General features: G+C 69.0%; 10 protein-coding genes. 9 read left to right on the top strand and 1 reads right to left on the bottom strand.

The features are described 5' to 3' along the window. Positions 1 to 123: 123 nt before the first annotated feature. From F8271_RS24430 to F8271_RS24390, 9 genes are all read left to right on the top strand, one after another. Entirely contained in the window at positions 124 to 2,655 is a 2,532-nt protein-coding gene (locus tag F8271_RS24430) for an amino acid adenylation domain-containing protein (protein ID WP_370461960.1), read from the top strand. Next, complete coding sequence (locus F8271_RS24425; protein WP_151492170.1) at positions 2,648 to 3,802, top strand: cytochrome P450; 1,155 nt, start codon at positions 2,648 to 2,650, stop codon at positions 3,800 to 3,802. The genes F8271_RS24430 and F8271_RS24425 overlap by 8 nt, the downstream gene beginning before the upstream one ends. Then, a complete protein-coding gene (locus tag F8271_RS24420; RefSeq protein ID WP_151492169.1) occupies positions 3,799 to 7,437 on the top strand; it encodes a type I polyketide synthase in 3,639 nt (1,212 codons plus the stop codon). The genes F8271_RS24425 and F8271_RS24420 overlap by 4 nt, the downstream gene beginning before the upstream one ends. 26 nt (positions 7,438 to 7,463) lie before the next feature. Further along, entirely contained in the window at positions 7,464 to 8,741 is a 1,278-nt protein-coding gene (locus tag F8271_RS24415) for an MFS transporter (RefSeq protein ID WP_192580437.1), read from the top strand. Continuing rightward, a complete protein-coding gene (locus F8271_RS24410; protein ID WP_151492167.1) occupies positions 8,738 to 10,012 on the top strand; it encodes a cytochrome P450 in 1,275 nt (424 codons plus the stop codon). Before F8271_RS24415 ends, F8271_RS24410 begins: the two co-directional genes overlap by 4 nt. After that, positions 10,009 to 10,740, top strand: coding sequence for a thioesterase II family protein (locus F8271_RS24405; protein ID WP_370461959.1), 732 nt, complete (start codon positions 10,009 to 10,011; stop codon positions 10,738 to 10,740). The genes F8271_RS24410 and F8271_RS24405 overlap by 4 nt, the downstream gene beginning before the upstream one ends. Further along, complete coding sequence (locus F8271_RS24400; RefSeq protein ID WP_225854727.1) at positions 10,724 to 12,544, top strand: amino acid adenylation domain-containing protein; 1,821 nt, start codon at positions 10,724 to 10,726, stop codon at positions 12,542 to 12,544. Before F8271_RS24405 ends, F8271_RS24400 begins: the two co-directional genes overlap by 17 nt. 234 nt (positions 12,545 to 12,778) lie before the next feature. Further along, positions 12,779 to 13,096: a hypothetical protein gene (locus F8271_RS24395; RefSeq protein WP_151492164.1), complete on the top strand. Its 318-nt coding sequence runs from the start codon at positions 12,779 to 12,781 to the stop codon at positions 13,094 to 13,096. 343 nt (positions 13,097 to 13,439) lie between these two features. Further along, entirely contained in the window at positions 13,440 to 13,901 is a 462-nt protein-coding gene (locus tag F8271_RS24390) for a transposase (RefSeq protein WP_151492163.1), read from the top strand. Here F8271_RS24390 and F8271_RS24385 read toward each other — a convergent pair. Beyond that, positions 13,884 to 14,161: transposase (locus F8271_RS24385; RefSeq protein WP_151492162.1), on the bottom strand; the 278-nt coding region annotated here is incomplete at its 5' end. The genes F8271_RS24390 and F8271_RS24385 overlap by 18 nt on opposite strands.

Genomic DNA, 14,161 nt, shown 5'->3' with positions numbered 1-14,161 from the left:
ACCGCAGCCGTCCCAGCAACTCACCCGCGGTCCGGGCCGCCCGGGCAGCCTCTATGCTGGCAGCAGCAGCCGCCTTCGATCTTGTTGTCTTCACAAACACATGATCAACGGGCGGCTGCGTCCATGTCGGACGCCGCCCCCACCACATCCCAGCAGGTCAGACTGCTAATGGCGGCTGCCGTACTAGGCACGGAGGTCAGCCCGCGGGTGGCCGCGACGGCAGGCGCGGCCGGAGTCACCCCGTTCACCGTCCTGCTCGGGGCCTACGCGCTGACCCTCGGCCGGTGGACCGGCGCCAGGTCCATGGTGATCGGGGTGTCGTTGCTCGGCCGGGACACCGAGGAGCTGACCGAACTCGTCGCCGCGACCGGCAACCTCGTTCCCGTCCGGGTAGACATCGACGATGACTTGTCGGTGACTCCCTACCTGCGGGCGGTGCAGGGATCGCTCGCGAAGAGCATCGACGCCGGCGCGCTACCGTTCGAGGAGATCGTCAACCTGCTCGGCGTCGAGCGCGATCTCGGCGCTCACCCGTTGGTACAGGCCAGTTTCGGCATGCACGACGAGTTGATTCCGCAGCGCATCACGGCCGGCGATGTCACCGTGCGGGTCGAGGAGGGCCACGGCGGCGGTGCGCAGTTCGATGTTTCGCTGCTTTTCGGCCGGTCGGAACCGACGCTGCTCGGTCAGTTGGAGTACGCGACGAGCGTGTGGCAGCGCAGCGAGGCCGCCGCGTTCGCCGACGACTACCAGGCGGCCGTCGCAGAGCTGACCGGCGACGTCACTGGAGTGCTGACGGACGTGCGCTGCGTGTCGCGGAAGCGGCTCGCGCTGCTGCACGAGCTCAACCGAACTCGGGAGGAGTTCCCACGCAAGGGCCTCGGCGAGCTGTTCGCCGAGGTGGTCGACCGGGTGCCGGATGCGATCGCCGTCCGGGAGGGCAACCGTGAGCTGACCTACGCTCAGCTCGCCGCGGCGGCTGGTCGCCAGGCTGCGCTGCTGCGAGAGTTGGGTGTGCAGCCGGGTGACCGCGTGCTGGTCGGGCTGGAGCGCTCCGCCGGTGAGATCATCGGGTTGCTCGGCGTGGTGCTCGCAGGCGCGGCGTACGTCGGCATTGAGCTGAACCAGCCCGGCCCGCAACTCGAGGCGATCCTCGCGAAGGCAGCGCCTCGCGCGGCCTTGGTCCCCGAGGACGCCGCGGCGCAGCTCGCCGCCAAGGGCGTACCGCTGTGCGCGTCGTGGGCACCGGACTGGCCCAGTGAACCGCTGGCCGCCGCGGCGTACCAGGCGGTGGAGACGGACGCCTCGCTGGCCTATGTCGCGTTCACCTCCGGCTCCACCGGACTGCCCAAGGGGGTGTGCGTCCCGCACCGCGCAGTGGTCCGGCTCGCGCACGAACCCGACTTCGTCACGCTCGCCCCCGGCGACAGGATGCTTCGGCTGTCGCCGCTGGCATTCGACGCGTCGACGCTGGAGATCTGGGCCACGCTGCTCGGTGGCGCCACGCTGGAGGTCTACCCGGCCGGCACCCCGTCGCCGAGCGAGCTCGGCGCGTTCCTGCGGGACCGCGAGATCACCGTCGCGTGGCTGACCGCAGGGCTGTTCCGGTTGGTCGAGGAGTTTGCCCCGGAAGGCTTCGCCGCCATGCGCCAGCTGATCACCGGTGGGGACGTCGTGCCGCACGAGCACGTCGCCCGGGTGCTGGCCCGATACCCGGGGCTGGTGGTCACCAACGGATACGGACCGACCGAAAACACCACGTTCACGCTGACCCACTCGGTGCGCTCCACCAACGAGGTCGACGGCCCGCTGCCCATCGGCACACCGGTGCCCGGCTCCCGGGCATACATTCTGGACGACCGGTACCGGCATGTCCCACCCGGCGGGGTCGGTGAACTTTTCTGCGCGGGCGCAGGCCTGGCCGACGGCTACCTCGACGACCCGGCAGAGACCACGAAGATGTTCGGGCGGTTCTCACCAGATGTGCCAGAGCGGCTGTACCGTACCGGGGACCTGGTGCGTCTGGACACCCAGGGACAGGTCCGGTTCCTCGGTCGACGTGACCACCAGGTCAAGCTGCGCGGCTACCGGATCGAGCTGTCGGCGGTCAGCGACGCGCTCACCGAGGACCGCTCTGTCAAGGACGCTGTCGTGGTCGTCACCGACGCGGACAGCGCCGAGAAGCGCATCGTGGCGGCCGTCGTCGCCGCCGACGACCAGATCACGGCGACCATGCTGCGGGACCGGCTCGCCGAGCGGCTGCCCGTCTACATGGTCCCCACACTGTGGGCGATCGTCGATCAGGTCCCGCTGACGGACAACGGCAAGGTCGACCGCAAGGCGATCGTCGCGCGTGCGTTGCCCGCCGGCGCCGTGTCCAGGCGGCCGGCACCCGCACCGAGGCCCGCCACCGTGGAGGCGATAGAGCTGACGACGGTTATCTCGCTGTTCGTCAAGGCGCTCGACAACGCGGAGACCGAAGTCGTCGCCGACACCGACTTCTTCATCAGCGGTGGCAACTCGATGGGCGCCGTGCGGCTGATCCGGCTCGTTCGCGAACAGTTGGGCGCCACCGTCCGGCTGCGCGACTTCCTGCTGACGCCGACACCGAGCGGGCTCGCGACGCTCGTGGAGAAGGCCGGTCCCGGTGCCTGACGGACTGACGTGGGACGACGGGCTGGAGAGCTGGGTGGTGTCCGACCGGGCCCTGGTCAGGCACGTACTCGGCCATCCCGACTCCTTTTCTTCCCGGACCTCCGTCCGGCTCGGCGAGCTGTACATGACCGACCAGTCCCGCGCCGAGTACCAGGCGCTGACCGAGTTCATCCAGCTGTGGTTCGTGCATACCGACGGGGACGAGCACACCGCGCGTCGCAAACCGGTGCAGCGCATGTTCTCCCTCGCCGCTGTGCGCTCGCTCGAGGAGCGCGTCGTGGCGATCGTCGACGAGTGTCTCGACGACCTGGCCGCCCAGCAGGCGCCGGATTTCATACCCACGGTCGCCGAAGGGGTGTCCGGTCGGGTCATGGCCCACGTCGTCGGTATCGACATCGAGCCAGGCGTCCTACACACCTGGTCCCGGCACCTTTCGGCGTTCCTCGCCGCGATGTATCGGCGCGATCACGCCGAAAAGGCGACCGACGTGATGCGGGAGATGTTGGCATGTCTAACCGGTTCCGCACTGTGGTCCCGGTTCCCGACGGACACACCGCGCGAGCGGGCGGTCACCGCCGCCACCCTGTCCATGATCCTCTTCGGAGGGCTGGAGACGACCGCGGCGCTGCTCGGCTCCTGCGTGCACACCGCGCTGGGTGACGCCGCGACGTGGGCCATGCTCAAGGACGCGGCCGAGCACGACGACCCTCGCGTGACGGCCCGGTTCGTGGAGTCCATACTCGCTACCCGGCCACCGCTGCGCAACGTGGCCAGGGTGGTCACGAAGGACATGACACTGGCAGGCGCCCAGCTTTCGGCCGGCGACCTGATGTTCGTCCCACTCGCTGACGGCATCACGGTGTTCACCGAGTCCTCCGCGACCGACGCGGTCGCCGAGGACGACACCTCCGGCGCCAACGGAGACGGCGAGCGGACCGGGCCGCACCTCGCGTTCGGGCTCGGCGCGCACTACTGCGTCGGCGCCTCCCTGGTCCGGCTGGAGGCGGCCACCGTGTTGCGGCGACTCGCCACCCGTTTCCCCGACGCGCGGCTGGCGGCGATCCCTGCCGTCTGGGGGCCCAACATCTCCTACATCGGCCTCGACCACCTCCCCCTGGAACTCGACACCCGCAAGGCGGTGGGATGAACACGGACCACACGGTCGCCATCGTCGGCGTGGCGGCCCGCTACCCCGGTGCTGGGGACGTCCGCGCGCTCTGGGCCAACCTCGTGGCCGGATCGGACAGCATCCGCCACTACACTCGGGCCGAGCTGACCGACGGCGGCGCCGACCACGAGCACGTCAGCCAACCGGGGTTCGTGCCCGCTCGCGGCGTGCTCGTCGGCCCGAGGAACTTCGACTGGGCCTTCTTCGGCTACTCCCGCACCGAGGCCGCGAGCATCGACCCTCAGCAACGAGTGTTCCTCGAATGCGCGTCAGCCGCGATTGACGACGCCGGGATCGACCCCACCCGCTTTCCTGGCTGGATCGGGGTCTACGCGGGCGCAGATGTCGTTGACGCGCGCGTGCGCAGCGGCCAGGGCGAGTTGGCGACCGTGATCGGCAGGGAGAAGGACTTCCTGGCCACCCGCGTCGCGTACAAGCTGGGCCTGCGCGGGCCCGCGGTCACCGTGCAGACCGCCTGCTCGACCTCGCTGACCGCCACCCACACGGCCGTCCGCGCCCTCGTCGGGCACGAGTGTGACGTCGCACTCGCGGGAGGTGTCGCGATCATCCCCGGCGACGAGTGGGGGTACCTGTACGAAGAGGGCGGCATTCTGTCCCCTGACGGCCGGTGCCGGCCCTTCGACGAGGACGCAGGGGGCACCGTGCCCAGCGAGGGCGTCGGGGTCGTGGTGCTCAAGCGGTTGTCCGACGCTCTGCGGGAAGGCGACCGGATCGTGGCATTGATCCGCGGTTCGGCGATCAACAACGACGGCGCCGACAAGATCGGCTACACGGCACCGTCCCTGACGGGACAGAGCGAGGTGATCCGCTACGCCCACCACGTCGGTGGGACGGACCCGGCCGACGTCGACTACGTGGAGGCGCACGGAACGGGAACCCGGATTGGTGACCCGATCGAAGTCGCCGCGCTGACCGACGCGTGGGGCCCGGCAGGCGCCACCGCCGGGTCTTGCGGGCTCGGTGCGATCAAGAGCAACATCGGGCACACCGGCGCGGCCGCTGGGGTCGCCGGGCTCATCAAGACGGCGTTGTCGCTGCACCACCGCCAGTTCGTGCCCACCGCGCACTTCAGGCGGCCCAACCCCATGCTCAATCTGGCGGACACACCGTTTCGGGTGTGCACCGAGGTGGAGAAGTGGCCCGACCGGGGCACCCCGCTCGCTGCTGTCAGCTCCTTCGGGGTAGGTGGCACCAACGCCCATGTGATCCTGGAGGCGGCGCCGACGCGGAGCAGGCCGATCCGATCCGGGTACCGGGTGCTAGCGGTGTCCGCAGCAACCTCGTCAGCACTGCGGCAGAGCAACCGCGACCTCGCCACACGCTTCACCGAGCCCAGCGTCGACGTGGCCGAGGCCGCGTGGACGCTTGCCGGGCGTAGACAGCACCGGTGCCGGCACACGGTCGTCGCGAGCACGAACGACGAGGCAGAGCAGGCGCTGCGCGCTTTCGGCGAGACCGCTGAGGACGGCGCACCGGCACGGCTCGGCACCGTCGCCTTCGTGTTCCCCGGCCAGGGCGCGCTGCAGGACAACGCCGGTGCGAGCGCGTACCGGCTGCTCGCCGGTTTCCGCGAGCACTTCGACCTCATCGCGAAGCACATATCGGTAACGCACGGCGTCGACCTAGGCCCGATCGTGGCCGCAGAACCACCGCGGGAAGACTGGTTCCGGTCCACCGTGCACCAGCAGGTCGGGTTGTTCACACTCGGCTGGGCGCTCGGGAGACAACTGTGGGACTGGGGCGTCCGGCCCGCCGCCATGTTCGGCAACAGCGTCGGAGAGTACGTGGCGGCCACGCTCGCGGGAGTATGGGAGCCGAAGGACGCGGCGAGCCTGGTGTTCGCGCGAGCCTCTGCCATGGCCGCCTCACCGCCGGGACGGATGGTCATGGTGTCCGCCCCGGCCGCCGAGGTGCTCGACCGGATCGGCACAGGCCATGACGTGACCCTCGCCGTTGACGGACCGGGTTACGTCGTGCTGTCCGGTCCGGACACCGCCGTCGACGCGCTACTGGCCGCAGACGCCCTCGCCGGTCTCGACGTTCGCCCGCTGTCGGTTCGGCACGCGTTCCACTCACCCGCCATGCGAGAGCCCGCCGAGGTGTTCCGTGCCGCGGTCGCCGCCAACCCGTCCGCTCGGCCGACAGTTCGGCTGATCGCCAACCAGACCGGTGGCTGGGCCGACGAGAACCTGGTTACCGGCCCCGACTACTGGGCTGGCCAACTGCTCGACACGGTCCGCCTGACCGACGGCGCGGCCACCCTCCTCGCCGCGGACATCGCCGTTTTCCTGGAGCTGGGACCGGGCACCTCGATGCTCGGCACGCTGCGTAGGCACCCGAACTGGTCGCCGGGCCCGGCGACGATCCCGCTGCTCGGCAAGTCCGGCGGGAGCGCTGCGGACGGCGGCGACCACCGACCCGGCGGGCGGGGCGAGCGGGCGCTGCTCACGGCGGTCGGCTCGCTGTGGGCACACGGCGTCGACGCGGCAATGAGCGAGCTGATGAACGTCGACGAGTCGGAGCGTCCTGTCCGATGCTCGTTGCCGCCGCACCCGTTGGCTGGCACCAGCCCGGACGACGACCGGCCCGCGTACCACCCCGTCGTCCCGCGTGCCGACACGCCGACACCCGGACCCGCCACCACCGGCCGGGCGCTGCTTGCCGAGTTGTGGTGCACCACTCTCGGGGTGCCATCGGTGGCCGAGGCGGACAACTTCTTCGCGCTCGGCGGTGAATCGCTCATGGTGGTCTCGCTGCTCAGCCGCCTCCGCGAGAGGACAGGACAATCCGTCTCTCCCGTCGAGTTCGTCGCCGACCCCACGTTCAGCACCCTAATGCACCTGGCCGACCGGACCGACGAACAGCGGCCAGCAGCTGGGATCGTGCCGCTGCACACCGCCCCGGCGCCGTCGGGCAAGCCGGTGTTCCTGATGGCGGACGCGTTCGGCACCGTGCTCCCGTACCGGGAGCTGGCCGCCCTGCTCGATCGCTCGGTCTACGGCGTGGCGCCGGCGGCCGGCGACCCCGCGGCGGGCGCACCGGGCGGGCGCATCGAGCGGCTCGCCGCCGACCACGTCGCCGCCATCCGGTCGGTCGACCCGATCGGGCCCTACACCGTCGGCGGCTGGTCGTTCGGCGTCGTCGTTGCCCACGAGGTGGCGCGGCAGCTGGAGGCACTCGGCGCCACGGTGGACCATCTGATCGGGCTCGACGGGTTCCCGCCCGCACCCGCCCGTCCGATCGGCGCCGACCCCGGCTACCTGGCAGGCAGCCTCCGCATGCTCGGTGACGTCGTACTGGGCACCGGGCCGCTCGGCGCGCGAGTACGCCGCGACCGGGCACTGCGGGCCCGATTCACCGCCAACATCACCGCGCTGCTGCGGTACCGCCCACGCCCCGTTCGCTGCGCGGCGACCGTGTTCCTCGTCGCCACCGGCGAGGCGGCACTGGCGCGAACCCGCGACAGGCTCACCGGAACCTACTCTGGCACCGTCAGCACCCACCACGCGGCGGGCGATCACTGGTCGATGCTGACCGCGCCGCACGTCGCCGGTCTCGCGGCCACCCTGCGTGCACGCCTGTCCGAACAATGAACAAGCTGAAGAGGGAGGACGCCCCAATGTCCACCAGCCAGGACGCGTCCGTGCGGCCGGTGCCCGGAGCCGCCGACGCTGCTGTCCCGTTGCGGCGCAACAGGAACTTCCAGGCACTGTGGTCGAGCGAGGCGCTCGCGGCAATCGCCAAGGAGACCGCGGAGTTCGCCTACCCACTGCTCATTCTCGCCTCGACGGGATCGGCGCTGTGGGCCGGTCTGATCGCGGCGGCTCAGGTGATCGTCGCCGGACTCGTGTCGCTTCCTGCGGGTCAGTTCGCCGACCGGTTCGACCGGAAAAAGCTGCTGCTGACCTGCAATCTGACCCGGGCCGTGCTGCTCGGCGTGCTGTACCTGCTGATCGCCACCGACAACGTCAACCTGCTGTTGATCCTCCTGATCGCGATCTCCTCGTCGGTCTTCCTCAGCCTGTCCCAGCCCGCGGGAATCGCCGCGATCAAGGCTCTGGTACCACCGGAACAGGTCAGCACGGCGATGTCGCAGAACAGCATTCGGTTCTTCGGCGCGACGCTGATCGGCCCGCCGGTCGGCGGCTGGCTCTTTGCCATCGGCCGGGCCTTTCCCTACCTGGGCGCCGCGGTGACGTTCGTGGTGTCGTCACTGTTGCTGCTGCTGATCAAGAAGCCGTTGCAGGCAGAACGGACGGCCGACGACGACGGCAAACGCCATGCGAAAGAGGGGTTCCGGTTGATCCGGCGGCAGCCGATCCTGTTCTGGACGCTGCTGTGGACGATGGGCTCGAACATGGTGTTCAACCACACCGGCATATTCATCGCGATCGCCGCAACGGGGCAGAGCGAGAGCGACTCGTCCGCACTCATCGGCATAGCCGTCGCGTGCGCCGGCATCGGCGGTCTGACCGGCGCATTCATTGCGGCTCCGGTGCTGAAAAAGGTCAAGCCGAGCTACATCTTCTTCTACGCCGCGTGGATCGGCCCGGTCGCCGCGCTGCTGCTCGCATTCGTCCCGAGCCTGTGGGTCATGGGCCTGCTGGTCGGTCTCGTCTTCGTGCGTGGACCGGTCATGAGCGCGCTCACCCTTACCTACGTCTCGGTACTCACCCCGGACAAGGCGCAGGGACGGGTTCTCGGCGCGGTCTTCTTCCTGTCCCTGATCGTGCAGCCGATCGGCCTGTTCGGCATCGGCGCGCTGTTCGACGCAGGCGGGCCCGCGGTCGTCTTCGGCACCGTGTGCACCGTCGCCACCCTCATCGCGCTGGTCACTTTCACTCCCACCATGCGCTCATTGCCACGCCTCGACCAGTTGGAGGAACTCAAGCCATGACCTCAGTCGACGACGGCAGCACCGTGTCCGCCCGAAAGGAATGGAGCCCAGGTCAGACGCTGCCCCCCGAGTTCTTCAACAATCCCGGCGACGACATACACGGCTGGGACAACGAGGTCCGCAGCCACTGCCCGGTCCACAAGATCAACCACCCGCCGGGGGCCGAGGCGTATGTGGTCGCCGACTACGAGACCGCGCTCAGCGCCTTCGGCGACCCCCGGCTGTCCAAGCAGCTCACCGCGTCGCCGGACTGGTTCCAGGAGCAACTGAAGGACGCCAGCCCGATCCTGGTGCACCACATGCTCAACGCGGACCCGCCGGACCACACCCGGCTGCGCAAGCTCGTCAGCAAGGCGTTCACCGCACGGCGCATGGAAATGATGCGTCCGAAAATCCAACAGATCACCGACGACCTGATCGACGGCTTCCCGGAGTCGGGCGAGGTGGACCTGATGGCTTTCGCCTTCGACCTGCCCATGAATGTCATCAGTGAGTTCCTCGCCATTCCGCCGACGGACCGCGGCCAAGTCAAGTCGGACGTGGTCCTGCTCAGCAATGCGCCCTACCCGGACGAGGAACGCAACAGGCTGCTCAAGGCCGCGAGCGACAAGGTCGAGGAATACCTCGTCGGCCTGCTCGCCAACCGACGCGAAGACCTCGGCGACGACCTGGTCAGCGTGCTGATCAGGGCTGCGGACGAGGACGAGGTGTACAGCGAGGAGGAGCTGATCTCCAACCTCGTGCTGCTCATCATCGCCGGCCACAAGACGACCGCGCACCTGATCGGCAACGGCATGTCGGCACTGCTGGCACGGCCGGACCAGCTTGCGCTCCTGAAGTCCGACCCCTCGCTGGTCGAGTCGGCGGTGGAGGAGTTCCTGAGGTTCGAGTCCCCGGTGTTCCGTGGCACGCTGCGGATCAGCACCGAAGACATGGAACTGGCCGGAGTGAAGATCCCGAAGCAGAGCTTCGTGCACGTGCTCCTAGGCGCCGCCAACCACGATCCGGCCGTGTTCGACAACCCCGGCGAGTTGGATATCACCAGGCAGGCGAACCGGCACCTGTCCTTCGGGCACGGGCCGCACTTCTGTGCAGGCGCCCCTTTGTCCCGCGTGGAGGGTTCGATTGCGTTCCCGACGTTGCTGCGGCGCCTGTCGGGGCTGCGGCTCGCGGCGGCCCCGTCCGAGCTGGAGTGGGCGTTCGACAACTCCACCAGCCGTGGTCTGCGCAGCCTGCCGGTTCGCTACGACGCGCTGCTGCCGCGGGAATGACCGGGCCCAGGGGCGCGATGCCGACACCGTTGATCTGTCTGCCGTTCGCTGGCGCGGGCACGTCGTACTACCACGCGTGGCGACCGCTGTGTGGTGACCGCTTCGACATTCGGCCCGGCCTGCTGCCCGGCCGGGAACGGCGCGTCGACGTCGAACCGATGCGCGACGTGCACGCGGCGGTCGACGACCTTTTGCCCACGCTGGCCGGAGCGGGCGAGGTGGTGCTGTTCGGGCACTGCCTCGGCGCCCTGATCGCGTTCGAGTTGGCCCACCGCCTCGTCGCGGAACCGGACGTCACTGTGGCCGCGCTGTTCGTCAGCGGGGCCGCGGCACCAGCCGAAGAACGGTCGTTGGGGGCGACCGGGCTGCCGGACGATGCGTTCCTCGACAGGGTGGCGGAGTTCGCTGGGGTCACCGACGACGCGATGTTTGACCCGGAGATGCGCGAGCTAATCCTGCCGACGTTGCGTGCCGACGTGGAGATGTTCGAACACTACGTGCCTGGCACCTCCGAGCTGTTGCCGGTTCCGGTCACCGCTGTGGTCGGTAGGGACGACGCGCTGGTGCCCCTGGAGAAGGCGGCGGGCTGGTCCGCGTCCACCAGCAAGGACTTCGCCTTGTTTGACCTGCCCGGCGGGCACATTTACCTGACCGACAGCGTCGAACAGGTGTTGTCGCTCATCGACGTAACCGTGCATACAGGGGGCTTGGGTGAACCTCGCATCTGAACGGCGCGACCTGTTCCGCGACGACGTTCCAACCGCCGAGCTGATCGCGCTCGGCGAGTCGCCACGGTCGGTGGACGCCGATCCCGGGACGATCACCTCGGCGTTCGACCGGGTCGCCGCAGGAACGCCCGACGCGGTCGCGGTCACCGACGGCGCCACGAGCATGACCTTCGCGGTACTGGCAGACCACGCCGACGAGGTGGCGCGCGGGCTGATCACGCTCGGAGTGGCTCCCGGTGACATGGTGGTCGTGTGCCTCGACCGATCGGCCGAACTGGTCGCGGTGCTGCTCGGGGTGCTGAAGGCGGGCGCGGTGTACGTGCCGACCGACCCGTCCTACCCGGTGGGCAGGCTCACGCACACCGTCGGCGACACCGGCGCGAACGTCGTGATCACCAGGCTGATCGACCTCCCGGTCCCGGCGAGAACGATGTCCCCCGAAGATCTGCGCGGGCTCGCCGGCCCTGGCCACGCCACCCCGGCCCGCACTCCAGATGACCCCGCCTACGTCATCTACACCTCCGGATCCACCGGGCAGCCGAAGGGCGTCGTGGTCCCGCACCGGAATGTGACCTGGCTGATCGAGGCGACCAGGGGCGAGTACCAGTTCGACGGGGGCGACGTGTGGACCCTGTTCCACTCCAGCGCGTTCGACTTCTCCGTCTGGGAGATCTGGGGCTGCCTGCTGACCGGTGGTCGGCTCGTCGTCGTGACGTGTCTGGACTCCCGGAGCCCCGAGCGGTTCCGCGACCTCCTGGTCGGCGAGTCGGTCACCGTGCTCAACCAGACGCCGTCGGCGTTCGCCCAACTGCTCGCGGTGCCGCACGACGAGGTCGACGTGCGGTTGCTGATCTTCGGGGGGGAACCACTCGACACCCAGGTCCTGTTGCCCTGGTTCGACGCACACCCCGAATGCCGCGTTGTCAACATGTTCGGCATTACCGAGACCACCGTGCACGTCACCGAGCAGACGATCACCCGGGCGCTCGCCGAGGCGGCCTCCCGGTCGGTTGGGAGGCCGCTACCCGGCTGGTACATCTACGTTCTCGACGAGTACGGCTCGCCCGTCCAGTTGGGCCAGACCGGAGAGATCCACGTCGGCGGCGCTGGCGTCGCGCTCGGCTACCTCAACCGGCACGAACTGACCGCGCAACGATTCCCGCCGGATCCGTTCCGGGGCGGAATCATGTATCGCAGCGGCGACCTCGGCAGGTTGCTACCCGACGGCAGCCTGGAACATCTTGGCAGACTGGACAACCAGGTCAAGGTTCGAGGCCATCGCATAGAACTCGACGAGATCCGGGCTGTGCTGCAAAGACACCCCAGCGTCAGCGCCTCAGCAGTGGTGGTGCACAGGGCGGCCGCCGACGACCCGAACACTGCCCGTCTCGACGCGTACGTCGTACCGGCAGGCACGGGCACGGTGGACACCGATGACGTCGCCTCGCATGCGAGCGCCTCGCTGCCCGCATACATGACCCCGGCCACCATCACCGTACTGGGCATGCTTCCGTTGACGGTCAACGGAAAGCTCGACGTCTCGGCGTTGCCGGAGCCCACGGCCGGGACGCCCGGTCCCGCCTCGGTGGACGGCGACCTCGCCAGCCGTATCCAGCACATCTGGACCCGGATGCTGGGCACCGACATCGGGCCAGAGGACGACTTCTTCGTCGTCGGTGGCAACTCGGCACACGCGGTAAGCGTCCTCGCCGAGATGCGTGCCGACGGCATCGCACTGCGACTCGTGGACCTGATGCGCAACCCGACCCCGCGCGCCCTGGCCACCGCATTGTCCAGCACCTGACTGACAGTGGACGACGCCGTACGCTTGTGCAGACGTGACTGTTGGCGAGCCCTCGCCGACCTGCTGCTTGACCATGGCCGACAGCACGGCGTATTTACCCGGCTGGAAGCCCTCCACGCGCACGCCGACTCCACCGTCGCCCGGGCGACGAGCAGCGACCGAGACAGCGAGAAGGGGCTCGTGGTCACCCGATCCGGGCAACGGTCGGCGTGGGCCCCGCTGCCCCGAGGCCAAATGGGCGTGGTGCTCGACCGGGACGACCTGATCAAGCAGCTCACTGGCATGCTCAACACGCTGACGGCGCTGGAACTACCTCGCGGTGACCTCGTCGTACCCGCCATCGGTCTCGACCCCGCCACCGTGATCTCCTACGGCAGGGTCAACGTGCCGAGCAACACCGCAACCGACGGGTTCAGGCAGGCAGACCATGTTCACGTCTCCCCGGGCGAAGCCATCGACTACGGCAGCGTCGTCGCCCACCCCACCGACGTGGCCGCCGAACTCGTCGCACGTCTCATCGCCGACCACCGGGCCGCCACGGGCTTACGCTGACACTCCACTGATACTCGCCCTCGCCAGCGGTAGGTTCAGGACGAATCCCAGCAGGAAGCCGCCGCCGACGACCGGCAGTGACGGTGCTCCGTTGGTGCTCGGCGAAACGGTTCTCTCCGCCGCGCCACACGCATCGCGGACACCGATGACGGTCTTCGTTCTCTACGCTGCTCCCATGGCAGCGTGTCCCGAGCTGACCAGGCCGCTCCCCCGCGTGGGGTCCGGCCATTGTCTCTCCGGGGCAACCCCGGGGACGGGACACCCCTCCCTGTCACGCTGATGTGAGACAGCTCGTCTACCAGGGGATACTCTTCCTGGACGGTTCTGAGGAGAGATCATCAGCATGACGTCGAAGTCCTACGAGAGTCTGGATCCGGACGCCCGGCCCCAGCGGCGGACATTCGCCGCAGAGTTCAAGGCGCGGATCCTGGATGAGTACGACGCAGCACCAGATGCGGCGTCGCGTGGGGCGATTCTGCGCCGGGAACGGCTGTACGGCTCACACATCCTCGACTGGCGCAAGGCCCGAGACGCCGGAGCCTCGGCCGGCTTGACGGACCGGCGGCAATCGGCCGCGCGGGCAGCGAAGAAGGCCGAGAACGCCGAACTTGCCCGCCTTCAGCGGGAGAATGCCCGCTTACAGGCCAAGCTGACCAAGACCGAAACCGCACTGTCGATCATGGGAAAAGCGCACGCGCTCTTGGAACTGCTCTCCGAGAGCGCGGATTCCGCGCCGATGCCGAACCCGTCCTCGCCAGGGCGTTCGCAAGGTAGGGATATGCCCGTTCTAGGTGATTCCGAGTAGTTGTAGGGATCGGTGTGGGTTGCGGCTGTTCTTCCGGAGGGCTGGCGCGATGGAGGTGACGCCGGCCAGGCGGAGCAGGCTGATCGCGGTGTTGCGGAGGGTGGCCAGGGCGCGGGGTGCGTTGCCGGTCTGTAGGCGGCTGGCGTCTTCGCGGTAGGTGGTGTCGCGGATGTGGTGTAGGACCTCGATGGACCAGTGACCGCGTAGCCAGTCGGCTAGTTCGGCGGGGTCGGCCTGCTCGGCGGTGAGGTTGGTGATCG

The organism is Micromonospora sp. ALFpr18c (assembly GCF_008868155.1).
Taxonomy (GTDB): Bacteria; Actinomycetota; Actinomycetes; order Mycobacteriales; family Micromonosporaceae; genus Micromonospora.
Note: the sequence above shows the minus strand (reverse complement) of the source record. Positions and strands in the feature narration are given on the sequence as shown.